Source organism: Nostocoides sp. (genome assembly GCF_037045025.1).
In the GTDB taxonomy this organism is placed as follows: Bacteria; Actinomycetota; Actinomycetes; order Actinomycetales; family Dermatophilaceae; genus Nostocoides_A.
This window is the reverse complement of record NZ_JBAOHM010000015.1, coordinates 577467-604182: the sequence shown is the minus strand read 5'-3', so window position 1 is coordinate 604182 and position 26716 is coordinate 577467. Positions and strand designations below refer to the sequence as shown.

At 67.0% G+C, this 26716-nt stretch carries 18 protein-coding genes and 2 pseudogenes; 7 read left to right on the top strand and 13 right to left on the bottom strand.

Annotation, left to right across the window (positions count from 1 at the left end; translation table 11 throughout):
- Positions 1-7: 7 nt before the first annotated feature.
- Genes V9G19_RS21935 through V9G19_RS21925 form a run of 3 tightly spaced genes read right to left on the bottom strand, consistent with a single transcriptional unit; the run spans position 8 to position 3478 of the window.
- On the bottom strand, positions 8-1198 hold the full coding sequence (locus tag V9G19_RS21935) for a hypothetical protein (protein ID WP_462287509.1): 1191 nt from the start codon (positions 1196-1198) through the stop codon (positions 8-10).
- A complete protein-coding gene (locus V9G19_RS21930) occupies positions 1128-3089 on the bottom strand; it encodes a hypothetical protein (protein ID WP_462287508.1) in 1962 nt (653 codons plus the stop codon). The genes V9G19_RS21935 and V9G19_RS21930 overlap by 71 nt, the downstream gene beginning before the upstream one ends.
- Complete coding sequence (locus V9G19_RS21925; RefSeq protein WP_462287507.1) at positions 3086-3478, bottom strand: TIR domain-containing protein; 393 nt, start codon at positions 3476-3478, stop codon at positions 3086-3088. The genes V9G19_RS21930 and V9G19_RS21925 overlap by 4 nt, the downstream gene beginning before the upstream one ends.
- Before the next feature lie 25 nt (positions 3479-3503).
- Between V9G19_RS21925 and V9G19_RS21920 the strand changes: the two are divergent.
- The 3 genes and pseudogenes from V9G19_RS21920 to V9G19_RS21910 form a co-directional block, all read left to right on the top strand.
- A pseudogene (locus V9G19_RS21920) lies at positions 3504-4055 on the top strand (ISAs1 family transposase); the annotation flags it as partial.
- Positions 4056-4148: 93 nt separating this feature from the next.
- Positions 4149-4556: a type II toxin-antitoxin system VapC family toxin gene (locus tag V9G19_RS21915; RefSeq protein ID WP_462287506.1), complete on the top strand. Its 408-nt coding sequence runs from the start codon at positions 4149-4151 to the stop codon at positions 4554-4556.
- Between the two features lie 196 nt (positions 4557-4752).
- On the top strand, positions 4753-5229 hold the full coding sequence (locus tag V9G19_RS21910; RefSeq protein ID WP_462287505.1) for a transposase family protein: 477 nt from the start codon (positions 4753-4755) through the stop codon (positions 5227-5229).
- Positions 5230-5232: 3 nt separating this feature from the next.
- On the opposite strand, the gene V9G19_RS21905 is transcribed toward V9G19_RS21910, so the two are convergent.
- A complete protein-coding gene (locus tag V9G19_RS21905) occupies positions 5233-5661 on the bottom strand; it encodes a hypothetical protein (RefSeq protein ID WP_462287504.1) in 429 nt (142 codons plus the stop codon).
- A 1144-nt stretch (positions 5662-6805) separates the two neighbouring features.
- On the opposite strand from V9G19_RS21905, the gene V9G19_RS21900 reads away from it, so the two are divergent.
- Entirely contained in the window at positions 6806-8314 is a 1509-nt protein-coding gene (locus tag V9G19_RS21900; protein ID WP_462287503.1) for an IS1380 family transposase, read from the top strand.
- 317 nt (positions 8315-8631) lie between these two features.
- Here V9G19_RS21900 and V9G19_RS21895 read toward each other — a convergent pair whose 3' ends face one another.
- The 4 genes from V9G19_RS21895 to V9G19_RS21880 form a co-directional block, all read right to left on the bottom strand.
- Positions 8632-9390 (bottom strand): transposase, encoded by a 759-nt coding sequence (locus V9G19_RS21895; protein ID WP_462286498.1) that lies wholly within the window; start codon positions 9388-9390, stop codon positions 8632-8634.
- Between the two features lie 420 nt (positions 9391-9810).
- Positions 9811-10626: an ExeA family protein gene (locus tag V9G19_RS21890; protein WP_462283669.1), complete on the bottom strand. Its 816-nt coding sequence runs from the start codon at positions 10624-10626 to the stop codon at positions 9811-9813.
- Positions 10623-12098: a DDE-type integrase/transposase/recombinase gene (locus V9G19_RS21885; protein ID WP_462283670.1), complete on the bottom strand. Its 1476-nt coding sequence runs from the start codon at positions 12096-12098 to the stop codon at positions 10623-10625. Before V9G19_RS21885 ends, V9G19_RS21890 begins: the two co-directional genes overlap by 4 nt.
- Before the next feature lie 87 nt (positions 12099-12185).
- Positions 12186-12620, bottom strand: coding sequence for a hypothetical protein (locus tag V9G19_RS21880; RefSeq protein WP_462283544.1), 435 nt, complete (start codon positions 12618-12620; stop codon positions 12186-12188).
- Positions 12621-13170: 550 nt separating this feature from the next.
- Here V9G19_RS21880 and V9G19_RS21875 point away from each other — a divergent pair.
- Positions 13171-14430, top strand: a complete 1260-nt coding sequence (locus V9G19_RS21875; protein ID WP_462287502.1) for an ISAs1 family transposase — start codon at positions 13171-13173, stop codon at positions 14428-14430.
- Between the two features lie 187 nt (positions 14431-14617).
- On the opposite strand, the gene istB is transcribed toward V9G19_RS21875, so the two are convergent.
- Together istB and istA are read right to left on the bottom strand one after the other, a co-directional pair.
- A complete protein-coding gene (gene istB, locus V9G19_RS21870) occupies positions 14618-15415 on the bottom strand; it encodes an IS21-like element helper ATPase IstB (RefSeq protein WP_462287204.1) in 798 nt (265 codons plus the stop codon).
- Between the two features lie 19 nt (positions 15416-15434).
- Positions 15435-17009 carry an IS21 family transposase gene (gene istA / locus V9G19_RS21865; protein ID WP_462284231.1) on the bottom strand — a complete coding sequence of 525 codons (1575 nt, stop codon included), beginning with the start codon at positions 17007-17009 and terminating at the stop codon, positions 15435-15437.
- A gap of 101 nt (positions 17010-17110) precedes the next feature.
- Here istA and V9G19_RS21860 point away from each other — a divergent pair.
- A pseudogene (locus tag V9G19_RS21860) lies at positions 17111-17743 on the top strand (ISAs1 family transposase); the annotation flags it as partial.
- The gene (locus tag V9G19_RS21855; protein WP_462287501.1) at positions 17658-18236 is read left to right on the top strand and encodes an ISAs1 family transposase; all 579 of its coding nucleotides are present in this window, start codon (positions 17658-17660) and stop codon (positions 18234-18236) included. The pseudogene V9G19_RS21860 and the gene V9G19_RS21855, both read left to right, overlap by 86 nt.
- A gap of 200 nt (positions 18237-18436) precedes the next feature.
- Here V9G19_RS21855 and V9G19_RS21850 read toward each other — a convergent pair whose 3' ends face one another.
- The 3 genes from V9G19_RS21850 to V9G19_RS21840 all read right to left on the bottom strand — a co-directional run bounded on the left by V9G19_RS21850 (position 18437) and on the right by V9G19_RS21840 (position 26491).
- Positions 18437-21259 (bottom strand): sulfide/dihydroorotate dehydrogenase-like FAD/NAD-binding protein, encoded by a 2823-nt coding sequence (locus V9G19_RS21850; protein ID WP_462287500.1) that lies wholly within the window; start codon positions 21257-21259, stop codon positions 18437-18439.
- The gene (locus tag V9G19_RS21845; protein ID WP_462287499.1) at positions 21256-26259 is read right to left on the bottom strand and encodes a 2-oxoacid:acceptor oxidoreductase family protein; all 5004 of its coding nucleotides are present in this window, start codon (positions 26257-26259) and stop codon (positions 21256-21258) included. Before V9G19_RS21845 ends, V9G19_RS21850 begins: the two co-directional genes overlap by 4 nt.
- Positions 26260-26344: 85 nt before the next feature.
- Positions 26345-26491, bottom strand: coding sequence for a hypothetical protein (locus V9G19_RS21840; RefSeq protein ID WP_462287498.1), 147 nt, complete (start codon positions 26489-26491; stop codon positions 26345-26347).
- Positions 26492-26716 lie beyond the last annotated feature (225 nt).

Below are 26716 nucleotides of genomic sequence, written 5' to 3'. Positions count from 1 at the left end.
GAATTAATCATCTAGTGGCGAACGCCTGTCCGCCGTCGGTGGGGTAGTGCCATTCGTACGGGTCCACGCTCAACGCCCGGCCGGCCGCGTCGTAGGTTGTGACGCGCAGCCAGCGCCACGCCTCGACGTGCACGGAGGTCAGCGTCTGGTCGGAGCGCCACGTGGCGGACGAGCCGTCAGCGGCGCCCACCATGGCGACGAGCCATTGCCCGATGGCGGCATCCCAGCAGCGCACGCTCCCGTCGCCGCCGGCGCTGACCACCCGGGCGCCGTCCGGGCTGTAGGCCACCGCCGCCACCCCGCCGGTGTGGCCGGTCCACGGCGCCCCGATCGGCTCGCCGGTGGCGGCATCCCAGCAGCGCACGCTCCCGTCGCGACCGGCGCTGACCACCCGGGCGCCGTCCGGGCTGTAGGCCACCGCCCCCACCCAGCCGGTGTGGCCGGTCGGACGGGAGAGCTGACGTCGTTCGGGGACGGGAGTGGCAAGGCTCCTGGGGATCTCGCGCAGCCCTGGCGCAGCAGGCAGGCTTGCGGACGCGGAACCGCGAACCACGGCGCCGTCCCACCGCGATCCGGCAAGCCCGGCATCGCGCAGGCTCACGTCGTCCCATACCACGTGCCTCACGTCGGCGGCGCCAAGGTTGGCGCGGTCCAATCGGACGTGCTGGGCCGTCGTGCGAGCCAGCGTTGCGGCGGTGAAGGCGCACCGGCTGAGATCCAAAGGGCTGCTGGCGGTGCCCGTGAACGTCCATCCGGCAAGCTGCGCCCCGCGAAGGTCCATTCCCGACAAGCGCGGCGCGGGCAGACCGACCTCGCGCGCAACGAGGCCATACCCGAGCTGCACCTCGCTGGACATCGGAAGGTAGGGAGAGCGCCACAGCTCGAGCGTGGCCAGCAAGCCCTTCCCGTGGGGGTGGGCATTCAGCAGCTCGCCGAGGAATCGGAGTGTCTCGCGGCTGGGCAGCGGCATCTGCCAGTCGGACCGCCGGTCACTCTCCAGTGCTCGAAGCAGGTGATGAGCCAGGAAGAACTCCTGGAACGACGTGTGCGCGAACCGGAAGGTGTCCCCGTCTCCGGCATCGGGACGGACCAGGAATGTCGCGGTGCGCAGGTCTGCGACCAGTGCATCACGCTCCTTGCGGCCATACTGAGCGAGCAACTCCGCCCGGGTCAAATAGTCGAAAAGCCAGCGGTTCAACGTCTCGACCTTCGCCGAGCGGATGCCGGCCCGCCAGAGTTGCGCGGCAAGAAAGCCCATCAGGTCGACCTTGTGCTCGTCGGCGTATCTCGTGCTTGCCGGCGTCCCGGGTCAGCCAGTCGGCAACCAGCTCGACGTAGATGCCGGCGGCGGTGGTCTTGATGCCCCCCAAGGCCCGTTCTTCGAGTCGCGGTGCGAAGCGTTCGATCTGCGATAGCAGAAACGGGCGGGACGAGAGATCTCCCAGGTCGTGGACCGAGGCCAAGAACTCCTGGACCCGGGGACGACCCCACTGCAGCGTCGTGTCGAGATAGGACGCGATCTGGTCGTCGGTGAGCGGGAGGAGGACCAGCCCCAGGTAGTCGAGGTCGGTTGTCACACTTCGGTGATGGTCAGTGAATGCGCCAACTTGGGCCAGCAGCGTCGGAAAGTAGTGGGTGCGGCAGGTCAGCAACAACCGATTGTCGGCACCGACGATATCGTCCCCACCACGCGGCCTGAGCCGAAGCGCCTGGTTCAGGAAGCTCACTTGTCCCCGGCTCGACAAGTGGACGAGGATCTCGTCCAGCCCGTCCAGAATCCACACCGTCCGCCGCTTCCGCGAACGCTCCAACAGGTGCCCGACGTGGGCAACGGCCTGTTCCGCCGAGGTGAACGGCTGCCCGTCGATACTCCAACCCGCGCGCACGACGCCGGCGAGGACGTCGATGATCGTGCCACCCTCCTCCACCCGATGCGTCGAGGGCAGGTCGCGCAGGTCGAAGTAGTGTGCGTCGGGAGTGGCGCGCGCCCACAGACTTCTGGCCAGTAGTTGGCTGGTAATGGTCTTGCCCATGCCGTATTCGCCGAGCAGCGCCGCCAATGGAAGGCTGTCCTCTGCGGCCGCCCAGCTTTCCAATTCCTGCAACACGTCCTCAACATCCGCGCGGACCCCGTCCGCGTGTGCGCGCAATCCGCGCTTGCCGCGCAACGGGTATGCGTCGAGCCCCTCCACATCCTGCATACGGGCGTGGGCGTGCGCGAGGGTGCGAGGGTGCGCGACGCTCTGCTCGCCCGCCCGCGCTTCGTCACGTTTCAGCCGCGCGTGCACGTCCCCCGTGAGTCCGTTGATCCAGGTTGTCCGGTTGGCAGGGGCGCGCTGCGCCTGATAGCTGCCAATTCCGGCGTGGCCCGCGCCGTAGATGCGGCCCACCTTCTCCGGCAGATTCGCCAGCTCGCTCAGCGCAATCGGGACGCATCGGGACCGGCCGCAGTCGGCGAGATACGCATGGATGTCATCTGCCGCCGCGGCATTCGACAAGCACAGGATCCACAGGTCGGCCGCACCGATTGCCGCCGAAAGGGCCGCTTTCCGCGCCGCGGTCGCGTTCCCCTGGCTCGCGTGAAAGTGCACCGTGAAGGAATAGCTCGACGACGTTGCCAAGGCCGTGCTGAGGCGGTCGAACAGGTCCCGGGCGTCGTGCTGGTCAGCAGCGGTGGCGACGACGGCCACTTGCCGTGACTGCTTCACCGGCAGCCGGACGGCTCCGCGTTGGTAGACCTCGGGCAGATGCGCGCTCTCGGCCAGGCCCGAGTGCGCGACCGGTTCGTGAGGCAGGCCACGGACCGCGGCAACTGTTCGCTCATCGCCATCGCTCTTGGCCCCATCAACCCTGAGGTGGACTCCCAGTCCCGCCGCCGACGCTGCCGCATTCGCCTCCTCGATGAAGCGGTGGAAGGCGCGCTGCCGGGAAACCTCGCTCTTGCTGTTGGGAAGCAGTTCCCGGACCACGCGGCCTACCGTGGCGGCTCCCCCAGCCTCCAGGAGATGGCGCAACAACGACATCCGCAATTTCTGGGCAGGTTTCATGGAGTTCTGCCATTGCGCCCACTCGTCCGATGGAAGGATCACCGGGCCGACCGTTCGTCGAGCACTCGATGCAGCTCCTCTGCCAATTTCGTCGCCCAGCGCCGCCGGGTGGCTCGAGAGCTCTGCCGTTCGTAGGGATTGTTCCAACCGAGGATCTGTCTCGGGGCCAAGCCCCGGAGATCGGCAAATGCATTGATTTCGGTCAACAAGATGGGAACGAGCAGTTTGCCGGTATCAAGAAAGTGCCTGAGCTCGATGTTCTGGATGTAGGGCGAGGTGAGCATCGCGTGGCTGACCGCAAACACACCCGTCGTGCTGGCGCGCAAGGCGTCCTGGATCTCCTGGTCGAAGTCGTCACCCGCTCGAAGGTTGCCGTCCATCGACCACAGCTCAAAGTCGTAGTCAGCGTCCGGCCCGGTCGCCTCCGCCACGTCGTCCCACAACCGTCGGCACGCGACCATCCTCGACGCGGGCGCGGACTACGTGTTCACTGTCAAAGCCAACCGCCCCACGCTCCTGAGCGCGTTGAAGAAGCTGCCCTGGAACAAGGTCCCCGTCGGCTCGCGGACGACCCAACTCGGTCACGGCCGTCGTGCGACCCGGACCATCAAGGTCATCGACCTACCGATGCTGCCGGACTGGCCCGAGTTCGTCGGTGTCGCCCAGGTCGCGCAACTACGCAGGACCGTCACCAAGAACGGGAAGAAGTCCGTGGAGGTGGTCTACCTCATCACCTCCGCCAGCCATCACGACGCACAACCGGCCACCCTGGCCGCGTGGGTGCAGGGCCATTGGGGAATCGAGAACCGCGTCCATTGGGTGCGTGATGCCACCTTCGACGAGGACCGCTCCCAGGTCCGCACCGGCGTCTTGCCCCGCATCATGGCCAGCCTTCGGAACACCGCGATCAGCATCCTGAGGCTGACCGGCCGCTCCAACATCGCAGCCGCGACCAGGCATCACTCACGCAACCCAGAACGAGCCATCACATGCGCGCTGACCTGGTGAGATACGACCTTTCCGGGACCCTGGACGGGGGGAGGGGCCTCGGGAACTCAAGGAGGCCTACGGGCGGCATCTCGAGCGGGTCGCGGGCGAACGGTGACGGACATCTTCCTCGATCCGTCCGTGCTGCTTCTTGCGGTGGGGGGCGAGCATCTGTGGCGTGCGGCCTGCCGCCGAGTGCTCGCATCGGCCGCGGATGGGACCACGCGACTCAATCTGAGCGTCGAAGGTGGCCAGGAGTATCTGTTCCACCGGCTTCGGTGCACGAGCCGGGAGGCCGCGGTCGCCGAGTTCGGCGACGTCGATGCGCTTGCGGTGTGGCATTCCTTCGACCGAGCGATCCTGCACGCCGCACGTGACCTCGTTCGCGATACCCACCTGCGCGGTCGGGACGCCGTGCACGCAGCCACCGCGCTTGCGGCCGGCTTTGGTTCGATCGTCAGCTGCGACAGCGACTTCGACGGCATCCCGGGATTAAGGCGCGTGGACCCGACAGCTCTGTGAACAGAGACACTCGCGGTCGTCCCAGGGCGTAGTCGCCCGTTCTCGACTTCTGATCTGACCGCGGTCGGTCGTGGGCTCGACCGCGAGGTGCCGCAGAGACGGATCGTCCGTCTAGGCTACGCTTGTCTGAATCACCTATGACCTGGCCGACCGGTATTCCACCTCCCAGCCCACGATCTCGCGGACCATCGCCGCGATGACCCCCGCCCTCGCCGACGCCACCGCCGACTGGGTCCCCGCCGCCGACGACCTCGACCCCGAGGTCGTGCTGATCATCGACGGAACTCTACTCCCGTGCTGGTCCTGGGCCGATGTTCCCGACCTGTACTCCGGCAAACACCACACCACCGGTGTCAACGTCCAGGTCGCCGCCACACTGTCTGCTCGCCTCATGTGGGTCTGCGACCCGCTGCCCGGATGCACCCACGATCTGACCTCCCTGCGCACCCACGGCCTGCTCGAATCCGACCCGCCGGTCACCCTCATCGCGGACAAAGGCTATATCGGCGCCGGCCTGATCACCCCCATCAAGAAACCGTCCGGGAGAGAACTCGCCGAGGACCGGAAACAAATCAACAAAGAACTCAACGCGATCCGCGCCACCACTGGTGTCGTCCTTTCACTCGGAAAAGACGGAGCACAAGCAACCATTCCGAAAGGAAAATCAAAATAGTCGTTATCCGCGTTCAATACTCGGCTGCGGACACTTCTGCTCCATGCCAGCTAAGTCCGCGCCAGTATAGGCATCGTATGCCATCCAAGGTGGCGGTTCATCAGCCAGATATGCATCCACGTACGCCTGTTCCGAGATCGGCTCGGAACGCGGTGGGTAGCCTTCTCGCTCAAGGCAGGCCATCGCAACCAATTCCTGGCGATACAGTTCCTTGTAGTCTTTTTCCGTTAGCACCGGGGGTGGGAACTCCTGAAGAAATTCTGCTTCACAGCCGTCCCGCACCTTTTCGTATGCAGCCCGCTGGTCTGGTGGGACCGTCATTAACAAACCACCATCCGTTGGGTCTATGGTGCCAACCCATCCCTTTTCCTGAAGGCACCGTCGTTTAAACTCAACGGAGCGCTTTCCATAAGGCAAGGATTTGAGATCCATGCTTGAAATGGAGGTCGCTGTCTGATCCGCTGGCGATATCTGATCGCTTTTGCCACATCCGAAAAGGAGGGAGGTACATAGCCAGAAGATCGCCCAACGCCTGGTCACTCCGGGCAACCAGCCCGCGTGTAACCACCCTCCAAATCAGTGCTGCCCGAGACTTGCCAATTCGCAGTTGTGTAGGACTTCCTAAACGAGGTAGTCTGCCATCCTACAGACCAATCTAAATCCTTGTAAACGGTATTCTGAACGTGTCGCGGATAGCCTTTGGTCCTGCCGTAAGTGACGACGATCCCGCCCCCCACGCCCGCGCAACTCCGATAGCCACTTTCGTACTCAACCGCGTAGGCACTTGGGAAGTACACAAGTAGAAATCCCATAGCGATAGCGATAAGACAGGAAGTTCTCCTCGACACGATCTCTCCCCTCCGTTAGGCCCGAGAAAGCACCATCAGCCCAGCTCTCCTGGACTTGTATACTACTCCGGGCAGGCTGCTCGCGTGTAGCCTCCATCTAATTCTATAGACGCAGAAACCTCCCAGAAAGCGGTGCGATAACCTTTTCTCCACTGAGTGGTCTTCCATCCTGAAGAATAGCCGAAGTCCTTATCCTCAGAATTTTGAGTATGAGACACATAGCCTTTAGTTTTTCCATATGTCACCACAACCCCACCTCCTACTCCTGCGCAGCTGCGGTAGCCGCCCTTCACTTCAACCGGAGCCGCAGACGCGTGAGGGATTATTCCACATACGAGGAGTACAAGGGCAAGCGCAAGCGCGGGCTTTGGAGTTCGCACACGCTCTCCGATCTAGTCGAGTGGGTGGCAGACAGCGGGCGGCGGCCAGAACGAGCTATCGCCTAGGCAAGGTCGCATGTGTCCGTGTGTGTGTCAAGAGGTCCGCCTGAATCGCTGAGTAATCCGGGCCCTTGCGGGCCACGCCGGTACCGGAAAGCAGGGGGTGGCTGGTCGGTGACGTCGGGCATCCATGGTGCTGCGTTGGTGCTGCGTGCCCGTTCTGATCAGACCCGGATCCGCGAGTAGTGGTGGGGTGATCGGCGTGTGATGTGACGAAGGTGCTTGTCCTGCTGGGAGAATCGGGGTTACGAAGCCTTCGATCGTCCAGCGAGGAGAAGCACCTTGTCGATGAAGAGAGTACGTGGTCGTGGCCGGGTGCGGAAGCGGGTGCGGATCGGCGCGCCGGATCCGTCGTTGACCGGGACCTCGGGGGTGGCAGCGCTCGCGGAGTTCATCGAGAAACTGGACCTGGTCGGGCGCCTTGACCGGGGGATCGGTGCGATCAAGGAGCGGGAGCGGGGCGCGACGGCCGGGCAGGTGCTGGTGTCGCTGGCGCAGTGCCAGTTGCTCGGCGGGGATGTGCTGGCCGCGTTGGACCGGCAGCGCCAGGATGTGGCCGGGTCCGCGTTGTCGGCGGTGCCGGTGTTGGCCTCGACCACGGCGGCGGGGTTGGCCCGCCGGTTCGGGCCGGCGCAGCTGGCCGGCCTGGAGAGTGCGGTCGCGGACCTGACCGGTGTCATGCGGTCGGCGTTGTTGCCGGCGTCCCGCCGGGCGGTGTTGGCGGCGGCGGTGACGGTGGACTTGGATTCCACCGATGTGGAGGTGTACGGGCCGAAGAAGCAGGGCGTGGCCTACAACTATCACGGTCAGCGCGCGGGCCGTCCGCATCTGGGGACCTGGGCCGAGGCCGGGTTGACCCTGGCCGCGGAGTTGCTCGCGGGGAATGAGGATGTGAGGCCCCGGGCCGCTGACCTGCTGCGCCGCACCCTGGCCGGGATCCCCGAGGACATCCGCTCGGCCGCGGCCGACTGGGATCGGTTGCGGGTGCGCGCGGATGCCGGCTACTTCACCGCCGACCTGGCCCACGCCGCGGTGGCGGCCGGGTGTGACTTCGCCATCGCCGCGAAACGGAACACCGCGATGTGGCGCGCCTACGCCGCCATCCCCGAGGACGCCTGGGGTGCGGCGGAGGGGATGCCCGGCGCGCAGGTCGCCGCGGTCGACTACGCCCCGCAGGGGTGGCCGCCGCACACGTACACCATCGTGCGCCGGGTCCGCATCGAGGCCGAGGACATCTCCGACGACCCCCGCTCACGGCGTCGACGCACCATCGAGAAGAACCAACTCACCCTCGCCTTGGAGGGCGCGGCCACCCACGCCCACGCGGTCTCCTTCATCGTCACCAATATCCCCGCCAACGACCACCCGGCCAACCCCACCGAGCCGGCCGAGCCGGCCGAGCCGGCGGAGCCGGCGGAGCCGGGTGAGGCGGCCGCACCGGTTGCCTCGATCACGCAGGTCGAGTCCTGGTTCCGCCGCCGCACCGACATTGAGGACCGGATCCGGGAAGCCAAACTCGGGGCCGCGCTGCGGCATCTGCCGTCGGGCGACCACGCCATCAACACGGTGTGGATGTGGGCTGCCCTGCTCGCCGGGAACATCTCCGTTCTGCTGCAAGCCCTGACCGGGATCGACCAGCGTCACCGCGCCCACGGCGCCCGCCTACGCCACGAACTGCTCTGCGTCCCAGCCCGCATAGTCCGCCACGGCCGCCAGCTGATCCTGCGGCTGCCACCCGGACAGCAACTCCTGCCCACCGTCCTGGCCCGGATCCGGGCCTTACCCACCGCGGCCTAACCCGCGAATCCCCCGTCCCGACGACCCAGGACCCCGAAGACCCGCCCACCCGAGCGCCACCGGGCCATCCGCGCTGCCCGCACCCAAAAACACACTGCCACAACACAAAATCTATCCGCCGTTCACTGGCCGCCCAACCCACACGCAAGCTACTCGCGGATCCGGGTCAGAGCTCCGATGGAATCTCCGCCTAACATCGTGAGATGTTTGATCGAACTAAGCGTCGCGAACTGATTCGGCAACGCTGGCGGGCTTGCGATCATGGCTCTTCGAACTTAACCGGGCATATCGTTGGCAGATGATGTGCTGAGGCTTATTCACGAGGCTAGTTTCAGGAATTGTAGCCCGAGGACAGCGGTGATGGTTTGAGCGAATGTGTGGTAGGGCCGCCGGTAGTCGGTGTGGAGGATCCGCCAGGTTTTCAAATGCGCGATGGTTCGTTCGATGGTGGCGCGGATCGCGTTGAGTTCTTTGTTGAATTGCTTCCGGTCGTCGGTGAGTTCTCCACCGGGTGGTTTCTTGATCGGGGTGATCAGGCCGGCGCCGATATAGCCTTTGTCGGCGACGATGGTGAGGAGGTCCTCGGTGTCGAGGACTCCGTGGGTGCGCAGGGCGGTCAGGTCGTGGGTGGACCCGGGAAGGGGATCGGAGACCCACAGCAGCCGGCCGGAGAGGGTGGCGGCGATTTGGACGTTGACACCGGTGGTGTGGTGTTTGCCGGAGTACAGGTCGGGGATGTCGGCCCAGGACCAGCACGGGAGCAGGGTTCCGTCGATGATCAGGGGGACGTCGGGGTCGAGGTCGTCCGCGACCGGGATCCAGTCGGCGGTGGCGTCGGCGAGGGCGGGGGTCATCGCGGCGATCGTCCGCGAGATCGTGGGCTGGGAGGTGGCGTACCGGTCGGCCAGGTCTTCTTGGGTGCTGTTTCGCCGCAAATAGGTCATGGTGATGATGATCGACTTTCGCAGCCCCAGCGACGGTGGGTAAGCCACTGGATATCCTGCGTTCTGCAGGTCGCGGATCATGATGACGAGACGGTCGATCTGGCCCCTGGTGAAACCGGTGGTAGAATACATTCGCGACAGTCCGTTCTGGAGTGTTTGAGTGTGCTAACCCAATTCTCTCTAAGGGCGGGCTGTCGCTTTGTTAGGCGCTCCGGTCAGAATGTCGCGTTTGTATTACGTTCCTCCCCCTGAATAAGCCTCGCTGTTTCCGGCCTGAGTCGGTGCCATCTGTTGGCGTTTTTCGTAATCTATCGGCTATTCCTGCTGGTCAGCACCCCCGCGCCCGTTCCGGGCGCGCCGTGGGTGAGGAAGATTGGTTGATCTGTTGCGTTGGTCTTTGGCCCGGGTGGATGTTGACCGTCGCTCATTCTGCGGATGGCGGCGTCATCGGGTTTGCCGATGGTCTGGGTGTGGAACGGCCCCGTCCGCGGTTGGCGGGCGGGGCCGTGGTCGGCGTGGTGACGGGGTGCTCGGCGTGGTGACGGGGGTTGGTTAGTCCGCGCCGGTTTCGGAGATCGCGATGCGGGCGGCTTTCTCGTCGACGATGTTGGTGTCTTTGGCGAATGCGGCCATCAGGGCGTTGACGGCGAGGTTGTTGATGGCGCGTGGGTATCCTCGGGAGGCGTTGTGGATCAGGGTGATCGCGTCGTTGCTGAAGAGGGTGTCGGTGCGTCCGGCGATCTTGACGTGGTGGGTGATGTAGTCGCTGGTTTCGTCGGGGGTCATCCCGGTGAGGGTGTATCGGACGGCGATGCGTTGGTCGAGGGCGGCGAGCACGCCGAGGCGGAGTCGTTGGCGCAGGGTGGGTTGTCCGACTAGCAGCGCGGCGAACGGGGCGCCGGAGTCCATGCCGTGGTTGGTCATCATGCGGACGGCTTCGAGTTGGGGGTTGTCGAGCAGGTGTGCTTCGTCGAAGACCAGGACGGGGGTGCGGCCGCGTTCGGCGTGTTCGGCGGCGAGGGCCTCGGCGGCTTGGGGGACCAGGGTGGCGGTGTAGAAGGTGGGGGTTTGCCCGAGGGCGGAGGTGATGTGGTGCAGCATGCCGCGGACGCCGACGGAGGGGTTGGGCAGGTAGATGACCACGTGTCGGGAGGTGTCCAGGGCGGCGGTGGCGGCGCGGATGGCGACGGTCTTGCCGGCGCCGACCTCGCCGGTGATCACCCCGAGGGCGTGTTGGCTGATGCACCAGTCGATGCGGGCCATGGCCTCGGCGTGCCCGGCGTGGCGGTGCAGCATCGAGGGGGCCAGGGACCGGCCGAACGGCATGGCCGTGAATCCCCAGTAGGATTGCAGGCGTTGGATACTCACCGGGCCGCGTCCTGCCGCGAGGTGGTGTCGGTGAGCATTTCATCGAGGGACAGTTGCCCGGGGATCTGCTCGGTGGTGGCTTCGGGGCTGTTGGCGTAGAGGGCGTGGAAGCCGATCCGTTCGTCGTCGGCGACGTGGGTGTGGTGGGTGTCGGTGAGCAGGTTCAGGTAGTTGATCCCGGTCGTGGCGGGGGCTGGTTCGGGGGTCTCGGGTCGGGCCTTGGGGTGGGTGTGTCGGGTGATCACGTGTGGGACGGCTTGGCCGTAGGAGCGTCCGCTGTGGCGGACCTCGATCTGTTCGAGGTTGAACGGGGAGAAGACGAGTTCGACCTTGCGTCCGACCAGGGCGGGTTCGACCTGGTAGGTGTTGCCGTGCAGGCTGATGGTGGCGGTCTTGGTGACGGTGCGCAGCTGGGACCATAAGAACGCCTCGGTCAACGCGTCCGCGGCTGGCATGGTCGGGCCGTGCCCGGCGGCCTGCCAGCCGTCGTTCCAGCGGGTCAGTGGGCTCTGACCGGTTTCGGAGTGCACCTGGTGGTGATAGAGCGACTCGACCCAGGCGGTGAACTGCGCGTTCAGTTCCAGCAGCGCCGCCGCGGCGGTGGTGGCCTGTTCGGCCAGGTCGGCGGCGCTGGTGTCGGGGACCTCGACGAGGAACTGCTCGCGTACGGTGCGGAAAAATCGTTCGATTTTGCCTTTGCCTTGGGGTCGGTGTGGGGTGGCGTGGATCAGCCGGATACCGAGCTTGGCGCAGGCTCGCAGCAGCCACGCATCGACGTAGGCCGAGCCGTTGTCGACATAGCAGGCGCCGGGCACCCCGCGGCAGGCCAACGCGCGCTCCAAGGCGACGGCCAGTCGGATCACGTCCTCGGCGAACCCGAACCGGTAGCCGACCACCAGGCGGGAGTGATCGTCCAAGAAGGCGAACAGGTAGGTCTTGCGCCCGCCGATCTTCGGCCCGTGCAACGCGTCCCCGACCCACCGCTGGTTCGGCGCGTCGGCCTCGTACCGGCCGAACACCGGCGCCTGCCCGGTCGCTGGGCCGATCAGCTCGTGCCGGTGGAAGAGCCGCAGCAGCGTCGACTCGGACGGGGAGTACCCCGAGGAAGCCCGCAGGATCCGCGCGACCTGCGCCGCTGTCCGGGCCGGGTTCTCCCGTTTGAGCGCGACCGCCAGCTCCAGCACCGCCGTGTCGATCCGGGAACCCGGCTGACGCAGCGAGGGCGTCAACGCCTCGAACCCGCCGGCGCGGTACCGGCGGATCCACCGATCCAATGTGTCCCGCGAGTAGGTGTGCTGCCCACCGAACGGGCCGACGTGGCTGCGGGCCGCGATCGCGCGCACCACCTTCCCGCGGGCCTTGCGCGACAAGCCCGGATCCAGGGCCGGACTAATCAGCTGGTAGCGGAACAACGCCACCAGCTGCGCGCGCTCACGCCGCTTGTGCGCCTCCTGCTCGGGTGTGCACTCCACGACAACTCCTCTGAAGCAAGGGGAATACCTGACCGCGGCACGGTCAGGGACAACCCTTACGACGATGCCGCCTGCCCGGGCCAGGCGTCAGGGGCAACTCGTGTTGCCGCCCCGCCCCGGCCAGACCGGCGGCCACCCCGGCGCCAACAGCCGACCACCGGAACAGGCGACGGCGACCTGCCAGCCCGTCACCGGGCCGAGCACCCCATCCCGGCCGAACCGGCCCGTGACCGCCTCGCTCGCCGCGGCCAGGGCAGCCAACAGGTCCCGCCACCGACACCCCTGCGCTTGGGGCACCACCCAGTCCACCCCGGCCAGGGCCGCGACCTGCAGCAACCACGACCGGACCGGGTCAAGCCGGGAGCCCATCACCCGCAGCCAGCCTCGGACCGTCGCCCCCGGCACCCCCAACGCCTGCCCGATCGGCCGGTGTCCCAACCCCCTCGCGCGAGCGGTCAGCGCGGCACCGACCACCCCGGCCGCGTACCCCCGCCGCAACAACAGCGTCACCGGCAACAGCACGTGCGTCAGCAAACACCCCGGACAGCGAGCCCGCCGCGGACGCACCACCGCCTCGATGCCATGCACCCGCCGCGGCCGCGCCCACCCCCACGGGCGCAGCTCTCCAGAACACCCCGGACAACCGATCTGTCCGGACACCAACCGCGACTCGACCCGAGCCTGATCACCTTCTACTGTGAGCACCGATGCCTCCGCGCATCCGGCACGGCCCTCCCGCGACGTCTTCCACGACACCTCACGCGCGAGGGCCGTGAACGTCCAATACCCCACCCATCTTGCCCGAGCCCGGCACAGTGATGGCGCCGAGGACCACGAACACCACACTCAAACCAATGCGACCGCCCGTCGGCAACCTCGATGACAGATCACGGCCCCCACGTCGTCACCCAGAGCGACGGTCAACAGGTGGACGCCAGGGCCAGTTCATTCTCGGTTGGGCGGCGTGTCTGCATCGTGATGTGACACGCCGGGTGTGCAAGGCGGGCGGGCACGAGCGCCCGGGATCGTGGTGGGTGTCAATGCCGGTCCGATCCGTTGAAAGGGACTGCTCGTGCCCGCACTCGTATCGTCGCTCATCCCTTCCGCTGACGCCTTGCATGAGGGCCAGGTTTGTGCCGGGCAGGTGGTGCCGGTCGCGGTGTGGGAGGTGTTGACCACGCTGCCTGATCCGCGCTCGGCGCGGGGGCGACGGCACTCGCTGGCCACGGTCGTGGTCATCGCGATCGCTGCGGTTCTGGCCGGGCAACGCTCCCTTGCCGCGATCGCGCAGTGGGCGGGCGATCTGCCGGTGTGGGTAGGGCCCCGGTTGGGGATCACCCGGGGTGTGCCGGCGGTCTCAACGATCCGGCGGGTGCTGCTCGGCCTGGACCCCGACATCCTCGACGCCGTGGTCCACGCCTGGCTCGCCGCGCTCGACCCGGCGCCGACCCCGGACGCGTTCCGGGCCGTCGCCCTGGATGGCAAGAGCTGCCGCGGCGCCCGCACCAGTGACACTTCGCGGGTGCACCTGGTATCCGTGGTGGACCAGGCCACCGGGGTCCCGTTGGGGCAGGTCGATGCCACCGGAACTAGTGAGATCGCCTGCTTCGCACCCTTATTGGACCGGATCGACCTCCACAGTGTCGTGGTCACCGCGGACGCCTTGCACACCCAAACCGGGCACGCCCACTACCTCCACCGCCACGGCGGGCACTACATCCTCATCGTCAAGGCCAACCAGCCGAGGGTGCACGCGCAACTGGCTCGACTGCCCTGGCGAGAAATCCCCATCCTGGACATCACCACCGGCAAGGGCCACGGGCGGATCGAGACCCGCGCCCTCCAAATCGTCGAGGTCCGCGCTGGCATCGCCTTCCCCCACGCCAAACAAGCCATCCGGATCGTCCGCCAGCGCCGCACCCAAGACAAGACCACCCGAGAGGTGGTGTACGCGATCACCAGCCTCCGCTTCGGCCAAGTCACCCCCGCCGACCTGGCCACCATGATCCGCGGCCACTGGAGAATCGAGAACGGCGTGCACTACGTCCGCGATGTCACCTACGACGAAGACCGCTCCCAAGTCCGCACCGCCACCCTGCCACGCGTCATGGCCACCCTGCGCAACCTCGCCATCGGCCGGATCCGACAAGCACACCCAGGCGCGAACATCGCCGCCCTCACCCGCCACCCAGGGTCGTGGCAAAGTCCGGAGGTAGGCGCGCTGACCTGGGGTTTTGTGCGGCGGCGGTTGCCGTTGTGTCGCGCCGGGTTCTCCGCACACATCGGCGTGACCGGCGTGGCGTGTGGGGCGGATATGGCCTGCGGGGCTTGACTGGCGGTTACCACACTGCTGCCGAGCCGAGAGACCACACCCGCGCATGTCATTTTCGCGTACTCCTGCCCCAGGGCGGGTCTCGACACGGTCGTTGTTGTCGGTGCTCACACTGTTGTCTGAGTATGTCAACCTGGGCTGGCCCCACTGTGACGGCTTGAACTGGCCCCAGGCTGGTGGTTCTGTCTTAGTTCTTGCGGGTGTGGGCGAGTCGGTAGCTGGTGGTGCCGGTTTGGATGATGTGGCCGTTGAAGGTGAGGCGATCGACGATCGCGGCACAGAGGCGCGGGTCGGTGAATGTTGTTGTCCAGGAGGAGAATGGCTCGTTCGCGGCGATGGCGATGGAGGCCTTTTCCTCGCGTTCGGTGAGTAGTTGGAAGAGGAGTTCGGCGCCGTGGCGGTCGAGGCTGAGGTAGCCGAGTTCGTCAATACAGAGCAGGTCGAGCCGGCCGTAGCGGGCGATGGTTTTCGCGAGTTGGTGCTCGCTGGCGGCTTCGGCGAGTTCGTTGACCAGTTTCGAGGCCAGCACGTAGCGGACCCGGTGGCCTTGTTCGGCGGCGGCGGTGCCGAGCCCGATGAGCAGGTGGGTTTTCCCGGTGCCGGAGTCCCCGATCAGGCATAGCGGGGATCCGGTGGTGATCCATTCGCCGGCGGCGAGGGTGTTGATGGTCGCGGGGTTGATCGCGGGGTTGGCGTCGAAGTTGAACTGTTCCAACCGTTTCGGTCTCGGGAACCCGGCTTCGCGGACGCGGCGGGCTTGCCGTCGGGTGGCGCGGTCGTCGCATTCGGCGCTGAGGAGGTCGGCGAGGAATCCGGCGTAGGAGAGGTGTTCCCGTTCGGCGGTGGCGAGGTGTTCGTCGAGGTCGTCGCGCACGGTGGGCAGGCCCAGGGTGCGGGCGGCGATGGCGACGGGGGCGATCGCGGCGGCGTCGCCGCCGCCGATGCTGCTGGTGCCGCGGGCGTGGGTGGCAGTTCGTGCTGGCATGAGGATTCTTCTTTCTGTCTCAGTGTGTTTCGGTGGTGGTGGCGGGGTTGAGCAGGGTGTCGTAGGCGGTCAGGTCGGGTACCGGGCGCGGGTCGGGCTCGATCCGGGCGGGGAGGGGGATGACGATCCCGCTGTCCGGGGCGGTGGCGGCGTGGCGGGCTTGGACGGCCACGACATCGGGATTGGTGGCCCCGATGGCCAGGGCGGCCTGGATCCCGGCCAGCACGGCCGCAGCCGGGAGGTTCCGGTGCAGCAGGAGCACCTCGATCATGGAGCGGGTCGCGGCCGCGTCGTCGTCGGGGTGGGCGCGGCGGGCCGCGTCCCACCAGGCGTCATGGGTGGAAGTGAACACCCCGGAGGTGCGGGCCTGGGCCAGCGCCAACGCGCCGGGCAGCGCCCCGGGTTTACGGGCCAGCACATCGAGGTAGTGATCGAGCACCAGCACCTGGGAGCCGCGATTGGTGGAGCGGGCATGGACCGCGACCAGGGCTTGCCCGTCATAGACACTCACGTGCTCGTCGTCGAGGACCACCCGCACGCGCCGCCCGACCAGCCGGGCCGGGACGGAGTAGGAGACCTGCCGCACGCTGACCCGGGCGTGTCGATCAACCCGCGGGGTCAACGTGGTCGCGACCTCATACGGTTCAGCCGGCAGCGGCCGCAGCAGCGGCTTCTCGTGGGCGAAGTCGAACCCCACTGTGCTGGTGCGCGATCCGACCCGCCGGGCATCGTCGGCGGTGTCGTACCCGGCCAACAACGCGTTCAGCTCCCCGACACTGGTCACCGCCGGGACCGGGACCAGATGGGTACGGCGGAACCGGCCGCCCTCACCCTCGACACCGCCCTTCTCGTGGGCGCCGTCGCGGCCAGGACGGCAGTAGAAGGCGTCGAAGCCGTAGTAGGAGCGGAAGATCGTCCACCGGTCGGTTTCGACCCTCGAGCGGCCCTGGCAGATCTTCTTCACCGCGGCCGAGAGATTGTCATACCGGATCGCGCCCACCGGGACCCCACCGAGCTCGGTGAACGCGGCAACATGCCCAGCCAGGAAAGACTCCTGCGACGCGGACTGGTACACCCGGTGAACCGCTTTGCCCGAGTACGACATCCGGAACGTGAACAAATACCACTTGACCCGCTGCCCCTGGCAGTCAACCCACAAATCAGCGAAGTCGACCTCGGCCTCCGCGCCCGGTTCGTGCCACTGCGGCACGAACACCTCATCCAGACTGCGGCCGGCCTCCGCGGCGATCCGCGGCCGCGCCACGCGGACATAATCACGGACCGTGGAATACGAGATCACCAGCCCGTGCTCGGTCACCAGCCGGTCCCGGACCCGGACCGCGGTGTGCCGCTGCTTCCGCGGCGCGGTCAGGTCCGCGGTCAACATCGCGTCGATCAACTCCCGCGCCCCATCCAGCACCGGAGCCCGACGCTCCGCCAATTTCCGTTGCGGCGGAACAGGATCCGCCAACGCCGCCCGGACCGTACGGCGATGGACCCCATACCGATCCGCGAGCCCCCGGATCGAGATCGACTCATCCAGCCGCCTATCCCGGCGGATCTGCTCGAACAACTCCACCCTCGACCTCCACACGACCCCGCGCCCCGCTTTCGACTCGACGACACCTGTCACATCGAGCCAACCCGGGTTGGGGCCAAATCAGACCGTCACGACACCCCCACACAGACACACAGGTGGGGCCAGTTCAAGCCGTCACAGTGGGGCCAAATCAGGCTGCCAAACTCAGTTGTCGGATCCTCGGGCTCGGCAGGGGCCGGCGCTACGACCTGGTGCCGTTGGTGGCTGCGGCCATAGCGGCCACGCTGGCTGGAGCCAGCTCTTCCGTGGCGGTCGCGTCCTGGCTGGCCGACCAAGACGCGTCGACCGCGGCAGCGTTGGGGTTTCCCTCGAGGCCTCGCAGCCCGGAGGCATCGGTGTTCCGGCGGCTGTTTACCAGGCTGGACCCCGAGGTGCTGGATGCGGTGATCGGGGCATGGATGTGGACCACGACCACGGTGGTCAAGGGTCGGCGGGTGATCGCCGTGGACGGCAAGACCATCCGCGGCGCCCGCCGGGCTGGCGTGGTCACGCCCCACCTGGTCGCGGCGTTCGACCACCCGCGTGGTGTCGTCATCGGTCAGGCCGCCGCGGGTGAGAAAACCAACGAGATCCCCACCGTCAGAACACTGTTGACGTCCCTGGCCAGCGTGTTCGACCTGGCCAGGACCGTGGTCACGATCGATGCGATGCACCGCCAGGACGAGATCGCGACAACCATCACCGGCGCCCGGGCGGACGACATCTTCACCGTCAAGAACAACCGCCCGAAGCTACGGGCTGCGCTCAAGACGCTGCCGTTGGGCGCAGGTCCCGGAACACTCCACCGTGGAGAAAACCAAGGGCCGCCGGGCCCGGCGCACCATCAAGACCGTCCAGGTCCCAACCTGGATCTCCTTCCCCGTCGCTACCCACGTCGCTCAGCTACCCCGCACCGTCACGGTGAACGGGAAGAAGAGCGTCGAGGTCGTCTACCTGACCACCTCCACGACCGCTACCCCGGCCGACCTCGCCGCGATGGTTCAAGGCCACTGGGGGATCGAAAACAAGCTCCCCTACGTCCGCGACGTCGCCTACAACGAGGACGCCTCCCGGATCCGTACCGGGAACGCACCCCGGGTCATGGCCACCCTCCGCACCATCGCCATCGGACTCCACCGCCTGGCCGGCACCACCAACATCACCACCGCGCTACGCCACCACAACCGACGACCAGACAAGGTCATCACCCTGCTGACCTGCACAAACTGGACTTTGCCATGACCCTGGACTGTGCTGGAAGCAGGGTTTTGGCGCTCGGTCTGCGAATCCAGGCTACGTTCGGCAGCGTCGATATGACTTTGTCGATCCAGGCACTTATTTTGGCACCGGCCCCGATGCCCCTGCCGCAACCTCGACAGTGAACTGAGGATCGACCGCCGCCGGGCGCTGACCGCGAAGAGGCCCGGCAGCGATCGATTCTCTCAGGCCAGGCCGTGGCGGGCCCGGCTGGCCTGCTCCTGCTTCTTGAACTGGCCGAAGCGGGGCAGGAACTTCTCCCAGTCGATGATGTGGGCATCGATCTCGGGGCCGTCGATGCAGGCGTGCTTGCGCACGGTCTTGCCCTCGAGGGTCACCGGGACCATGCACGCGCCACACATGCCGGTGGCGTCGACCATGATCGAGTTGAGGCTGGCGACGGTATGCACGCCATACCGGCCGGAGAGGTCGGCTACGGCGCGCATCATCAGCGGCGGGCCGATCGTGACGACCTCGGCGATCTGCCGGCCGGTGCCGGCCTTGGCGGCCTCCAACAGCCCTTCGAGTGGCGTGGTGACGAAGCCCTCCACGCCGAAGGTGCCGTCGTTGGTCGCATAGATGACCTCCAGCCGGTCACCGAACTCGCGCTGCAACTGCGCGACGCGCTCGTCCTCATCCGTCCAGAACAGGAAACTGGCAGAACGGAATCCGGCGATCAGAGTGACGTGGTTGCCGCGGCGCAGGTGCTCGCGGGCGATCGGATAGACCGGTGGCAGGCCGAGCCCGCCGGCGGTGAAGACCACGGTCTCCTTCTCCGGGTCGTAGGCGGTGATCTCGCTCGGGCGACCGAGCGGCCCAGCGATCCCGGCGAAGGCGTCGCCGACGTTCATCTGGTTCATCTCGATGCTCGAGGTCCCGACGCCCTGGATGACCAGGCAGATCGTGCCCTTCTCGGTGTCCCAGTCCGCTAGGGTCAACGGGATCAACTCGCCGTCCTCCCACGGGAGCACCCGGACGAACTGCCCGGCCTGGGCGGCCTCGGCGATGACCGGCGAGTGGACCACGATCTCCTCAATCCCGTCGGCCAGATGGGCCTTGGCGACGATGACCTGGGAGGATCCGGCGCGGTCGGTGTAGTCCTTGGCCTTGGCCACCATCAGCGGGATCTGGTCGGCCGGCACGTCGAGGTGGCCGATGATCTCGCGGGCCGCGGCCTGGCCGTCGCCGGCGGCGTTGATCGCCGTCGAGCCACCGCGCGCGGCGTCGCCACCGGAATAGACACCCATGATCGAGGTTTCCTGGGAGCCCTTGTTCTCCAGGTCAATCGTTCCCCACTTGGTCGTATGCAGGGTCGGCTCGGAGTCCTTGACGATCGGGTTGGCCGCGTTGCCGAGCGCCATGATGACCAGGTCGGCCTTCATCGTCTCGGACTGCCCGGTGGGCACCGGGCGCCGGCGCCCGGAGGCGTCCGGCTCACCGAGCTCCATGACGTCGAGCACCGCCGCGGAGACGAAGCCGGTCTTGTCGTCGCCGAGGAACTCCGTCGGCCCGCGCAGGACCAGCAGCTTGATGCCCTCCTCCAGCGCGTGCTCCAACTCCTCGACCCGGGCCGGCATCTCGGACTGGGTGCGGCGATAGACGATCGTCACGTTGCCGCCGAGGCGCTTGGACGTGCGGGCCGCATCCATCCCGGTGTTGCCACCGCCGATGACGAGGACCTCCTTGCCCGCGGTCTCGGGCAGCGGCGTCTCGTAGTCCTCCCGCAGGCCCTGCATGAGGTTGACCCGGGTGAGGAACTCGTTGGCGGACATGACGTTCAGGTAATGCTCACCCGGGACGTCCATGAATCGCGGCAGGCCGGCGCCGGTTCCGACGAAGACCTTCCAAAATCCGTTCTCCCGCAACTGCTCGATCGTCGCCGTCTTGCCGACGACGAAGTTCGAGACGAACCGTCCACCGAGCAGCTTGATCTTGCCGACGACGTCGTCGACGAGATCATTCGGGAGCCGGAACTCGGGTATGCCGTAGCGCAGCACCCCGCCGAGCGCGTGAAACGCCTCGAAGACCGTGACCGGGAAGCCCTCGGCCGCAAGCAGATAGGCGTTGATCAGCCCGGACGGGCCGGAACCAATGATCGCCACCGGCGGCTTGCTCGCCACCAGCCACGGGTCGAGCCGACGGGCGAACCGAGCCGCGTCGGCGTCGGGGTTGACCAGCTTCTCCCGCTCGGGGAGGAACCATTCCAACTGCCCGATGGCGATCGGCATCTTGTTCTGGATGCACACGCCCTGGCACTGCAGCTCCTGCGGGCACACCCGGCCGGTGACGTCGGGGAGCGGGTTGCACGACTCGATGAGTTCCATCGCCTCGTGGAACTTCCCGGTTCCGACGAGTTCCAGCACCTTGGGGATGTGGATCTTGACCGGGCAGCCGCCCTTGAGGTCCGGCTTGCCGGCGATGTGCACGCCGACCTCGCACGGTTTCTCCTCGCACTGCTTGTCGCGCAACGCTTCCAGCCAGACGAGCAGGTCGACCTCGGCGCGGCTGTAGCCGACGTTCATATAGCCGAGATAGCCCTCGTTGACCAGGCCGAAGTCGTGGCTGCGGCCCTCCGGCTCGCGGATGTGCGGGGGGATGCTGTTGCCCGCCGGCCAGTCCACAGACAGGCCCTTGAACATCGGATACCGGTCGGACAGGTGGGCGTCGATGGCGCGGACGAACTTCCGCTTGCCCTTCAGCGGCTGGGCCCACAGGAAGCGCATGATCACCCGGGAGGCGTCGTCCTCACGCAGCAGGACGCGCCAGAGTTCGCGGACGAAGTCGGGGCTGAGGTCGTCCTGGGCGAACTCCCATTTGACGGCGTTCATGCCGTCGTCGATGAACATCTGTCGGAAGGCCTGCGGCTCGGCGATCAGCCGGCGCCGCAGCAGCTCGATCTGCCGGTTGTACGACTCGACCTCCTCGGTGTGCTCCAGGGTCTCGACCCGGGACTTCGTCGCCTCCAGCTCGTCGGTCGCGCTGAGCCAGTCGGTCAGTTCGCCGCTCATTGGATGATCTCCGCGTCGCAGGTCTTCTTGACCCGGTCCATCCGCTTCTCCAGCTCCGGGGTGACCTCGAGGGTGTCGAGGGCGCCCGGGATCATCCGGGCGACCGCTTGCGGCGCTCCGTCGATGATCATTGTGTGCTGCTCGAAGATCTGCGGCAGCTCCTGGTAGCACGTCCCGCAGTCGTTGCACTTCGGGATGTCGTTCTCGGCCAACCAGATCGGCGCGTCGATCGTTGCGGTCGCCGCCGCAGCGGGGGCCGCCGCTGGGGCAGGACCGGGCGGCATACCGGCTCCTCCGCTTGGGCGAACGGGGATGGAGCCACCGAGCGAGACCGGGGCCCGGCTCGCCGAGGCGAGCGACGACATCGCGTTTGCGATCTCGTCGATCGCGTTCTCACGGTCGCGCATCGCGCTCTCGTAGCGCTCCTGCAGGTCCTTCAGGTCGCTCTTGTGCAGCGAGGTCAGCTCGGCTTCGTGCACGCCGGAGAGATACTGCAGCATCTGCCAGTAGCGGCGCCGGTCCTTCACGAGCGAGACGATCGAGCCGGAACACTGGACCTTGATCAGCTTCTGGTCCTCATCGGTGGCCCAGACGAAGGGCACGCGGGAGGCCTGCTGCTCCTTGGGCAGCTCGACGTATTCGTCCATCGGCAGCGCCACCGGCTCCAGGTCGGCGGGCAGCCTGGTGAACTGCTTGCGGAACCGCGTCTCGCCCAACGCGAATTCGGCCGGCGTCAGCGCTGCCTTGAGCAGCTGGATGTTGCCGTCGTCATCCTTGTAGGCGATATTCGTCGTCGTCCAGGTCTTGTCGACGTCGGGGTTGCCCTCGAGGCTGAACCAGTCGTGCAGCGTCGAGCCGCGCCGCGGGTCGTGGACGAAGACCGGGTTCATCCGGCTCTCCACGGCCAGCCGCGCCCGGGCCGCCGAAGCGTCCTCGCTGATGCCGTGCTCGGATCCACAGGGGGTGTAGATGTCGAGCACCGCCGGCGCGTCGGTGTAGCGCAGGAACTCCATCGCGTTGGTGAGGAAGTGCCCCTGGATCGCCGTGCTCGTCGCGCAGACGAAGACATGCGGGTGGAAGGAGGCGAGCAGCCCGAGCTCCTTGCGGGACTCATGCTTGCCGTCGTGCGCCGAGCCGAAGCGGGCCAGGTCGGAGTCCTGGGCCGTCAGGCTCGCCGTCGACGCCTGGCCACCGGTGTTGGAATAGACCCCGGAGTTGAGCACCATCACCTTGATCGGGGTGTCGGAGGCCAGGATTCGCGACATCGCGCCAAAGCCGATGTCGTATGACGCGCCGTCGCCGCCGATGGTCAGCACCGTCGGGAGCAGGTCCATCTCGCCCCGGTCGAAGTCGCCCCAGGTGAGCATCTGCAGCTTCTTGTCGTGGACGGCCGGGTCATAGGAGTCACTCAGCTCGAGCTCGGCGACCCGCAGCGCCTTGACGTCGGTGACGACCTGCGCCGCGGTGCCTTCGAAGATCCCCTTGGCCAGCGGCTGGGTGTCCTGGAAGAGGCTGTTCACCCACGGGTCGACATAGGGGTTGTAGGGCATCGTGGAGGCATAGACGCTGCTGCAGCCGGTGGCGTTGGCGATGATCGTCGATGCCGGGCCGTTGCCGGTCGGGCCGCCCTCTTGGAGGTAAAGCCGGTGCTCCAGAACGCGAATCGCCTCGTTGATCCGGGCGCGTCGCTCGTCGGAGTCGACGGTCGAGGCCTTGGCATAGAGCCGGTCGATCATCCCGGTCAGGTCGCGGATGTGAGTCTTGCGGCGCCGCTCGCCGAGCGCGTGCGAGGTCGACATGACCAGCCGGATCGCCGTGACCTCACCGCAGCCGCGGCAGCCGCCGTGTCCGCCAGTGGTCGCCCAGAAGTTCGCGTGGTCGAGCATGAGCCGCTTGATGTCGCCGTCGGGGGTGTCCGAGCCCTCAGTGAACCGGGTCGGCGTGTTGGGGTTGGCCGACATGAACGCGAACCGCTCCTGCAGGGTCTGCAGCACAGCCGCGTCCTGCTCCTGGACGGTGAGCGCGCCCGGCCCGCAGACCTCGACGCATTCGAGGCAGCCGGTGCACTTCCACGGGTCGACGGTCGCGGCGAACAGTCCGCCGGTTCCCGGCTCGTCCTTCTCGGGCGAGTCGAAGAACGGCCGGGTGCGCGCCACGGGATAGCTCGCGAGCCGCGCGACCATCTTCTCGACCGTATGCTGCAGCGTCGGGTCGCTCGCGACGCTCGCTGCCGCGGTCGCCACGATCTCGTGGAAGGGCTTCTCCTCGCGGTGCCGTAACGCCTCGCGAGTGCGCTCAGCGATGCCGTAGATCTGTTGCCGCAGAACGTCCTTCTGGCCCTCGGTCGCGTCGATCTCCTTGACCGCGGTGAGGATCAGGTCGTGGACCTCGTGCACGGTGTTGGGGATCGCGGCGTCCGGGCAGACGAGCGCGCAGTCCATGCAGCCGGTGCAGATGTCGGGGTTGAACTCGGGCACCTCGCGCCGGAAGAGACCCTTGTCCTTGCCCGCGGCCGTGCCGGGCGGCATGAACAGGCCGGCACCGGGGAGCACGGGGGCTTCGCCGATCGTGCCCTCGCGGAACGGCCGGGCCATCAGGTCCTCGTAGTAGGCCGGGTCGAACAGTCCGGACGTCCGCTCGGCGCGGGTGCTCGGGCACATCGAGGCCGACAGCGCGACCGTGAGCAGCGGCTTGGGCGCCGGGGCGTCGTCGATCTCGAGGAACGCCGGGGTGTGGTACTCCACCTGCTGGGTCGCCTCGATGCCGTCGAGGATGACCGCCATGTTGCTCTCGACGATCTGGGAGCCCTTGCGGCCGAACTTCTTTTCCAGCTGCTTGCGCACGCGCTGGAGGATCTGCTCGCGGGAGGCGCCGGCGGCGACCTTATCGACATAGGCGGCGACAGCACCGATGAACGCGATGCCCATCATCCGAGTCTCGAGGTCGGGCGTCGGGGCGTGCTTCTTGGCGACGGTGAACGCATCGACGACGAAGAAGCGGATGTTCTTCTCGCGGATGGTCTGGCGGGCCCGCTTGGGCAGGTCGCGCCATACCTCCTCGGGGGAGAGGTTGGTTTGCAGGATGAACGTGCCGCCGTCGGCTAGGCCCTTGAGCGGGTTGGTGTGGATGAACGCCTTGTGGTCGGGGGAGATGACGACCTCGACATCCTCCAACTCGGCGTTGGTGACCAGGATCGGCTCCGGCGACAGCGTGATGTAGTAGTTCGTCGGCGCGCCGGACTTCTCCGAGCCATATTTTGGCGCGGACTTGCTGTGCATGCCGAGGACACCGGCGAGGATGTCGGTCAGCAGCTTGCCGGTCGCGATCGTGCCATAGCCGCCGACCGAGTGGAAGCGAATCCGCATCGCCTCTGCCGGAAGGAGATTGGGGTTGTCCTCGGTCTCGAGCGCCATCAGCTCGGTCTCGGGGTATGCCGTGCGCAGCCGTTGCTGGATCTGCGCCATGTGCGGGTCGGGGTTCTTGTCGAAGAACTGCGAGCCGAGATAGATCAGCGGGGCCGGCGAGCCGCCGACCATCTGTTTGAAGGCAGCCACCAGGTGACGCGGCTGCAGGTCGTGCCCACCGAGGCCAAAGATCGCGGTGGTCAGGCGCGGCGACTCCTCCAACGCGGGGACGCCCGGGTGGCGATCGGGAGCGCCGGCGTTCTGGGCGGCTTTGAAGAGCGCCGCGGTCACCAGCGAGGTGAGCGCGGTCTGGTCGGAGCGCTCCAGGACCGTGACGGCTTGCTTGCCGGCGAGAGCGGCGACGACCTCGGCCTCGGGGAAGGGCTGTAGCAGCTTGACCGCGATCAGGCCGGCCTTGATGCCCTGCTCGCGCAGATAGGGCAGCACCGCGCGGACGTCGTCGCAGACCGAGCCGAGGCCGATCATCACGACATCGGCGTCCTCGACGTCATAGGTCATGATCGGGGCATAGTCGCGACCGGTCAGCTCGGAGTATTCCGACATCGCCTGGCGCACCAGGGCGGGGACGGCCGAGGCGAAGTGGGTGCGGTGGTCGACCGCGCCGGCCTGGAAGTCGGGCTGGTTTTGCACCGGGCCGGTCAGGCCGGGGTTGTTGACGTCGACGAGAGCCGGGACGAGCTGGCGAGTTCCCTTCTCCCACGCGTTGATCCACTGGCGACGCCACGGGCCGTGGAGTTCCTCGGGGAGCCAGGCAAGCGTCATACCGACAAGCGCGCCCTCGTTGTCCGTCTCGACCTCGTCGGCCTTGGCCTCGAGGAAGGCGCGCAGCGCGGCCACGTCGTCGGCGGGGATGTCGCGCGTGTTGCGTCGCAGGAAGCCCTCGAGCTGGAAGACGCGGCCCTTGGCGCCGAAGAGCATCTCCTGGGCGAGCGTCGGGCACGGGATGCGGCCGGCCGGGTCGCCGAGGTAGTCGTGCAGCAGCTCGGGCTCCGGCATACGCGCCTCGGAGAGCATGTGGCTGGTGGAGAAGCCGTCCATCGCGTTGGCGACCGGGATGAGGGAGGTCGAGGAGACGCGGTAGGAGATCGCCGCGAGGTCGGCGGCCTCCTGCGGGTTGGCCCCGAAGAGGACGGTGTAGCCGGACGAGAGCAGGGCATAGATGTCGTCGTGCCCGGCCATGACGTTCAGTGAGTGCTTCGAGACGACGCGGGCGGCCACCTGCAGCACGAAGCCGCCGATCTTCTTGCCCACCGTCACGAAGTGGGACTCCATCGCATAGAGGATCCCCTGGCTGGACGAAGCGTTCGAAATGAACTGTCCCCCAGTCAAAGCCGCACCAAGAGCACCAGATTGGGCGGAGTGCTCACCCTCGGGCTCGAAGAAGAAGGCGTGCTTGCCCCAGACGTTGACACCACCCTCGGCGCGCGTCGCCTCATACAGCTCGGAGATCTCCGTCGAGGGGGTGATCGGGTAGCCGATGACCCCGCCGCAAACGTGGCTCATCACGTGAGCCACGGCGGCGTTGCCGTTGATGACAGAGGGCAGGCCTGGGTAGGTCGGATTGTTCGCGGTCATTGTCTTCCTCCACCGGACCTTTCTCGTCCGGGCTCACGGGCCGCGCGCCACCGCGACCCACTGGTTTATCGCGGGTTAGGTGGTGTTATGCGTGGTTGTCGTCGTCTTCGTGGCTGTTGGGGAAGAATCCCCGAGTGCCGAGTTCGGGAGACTCGAAGGGGAGGTCAGGTGCGGAGTCCTCGATCGTGCCTGCTCGGGACACCTCGTCGACGTCGTGGTCGGGCTTGGTCATAAGAGCGGACATCGCATGCCTCCGGTCGGCTGTGACTCTCGGCAGCGGGCGGCAAACTTCGACCCTCAGATGCGTGACGGAGCCAAATGGGGCCCGACGCTTGTCCTCGCTGTGGACCTTCCCATCATTGACCCGGTCCTGGAGTGCTCGCATCCGCTGGCGGGGTGGGATTGGTCTCATTCGGGCGGCGGATAGGAGGGGTTCGAGCCTGGGACGCGGGGAGGA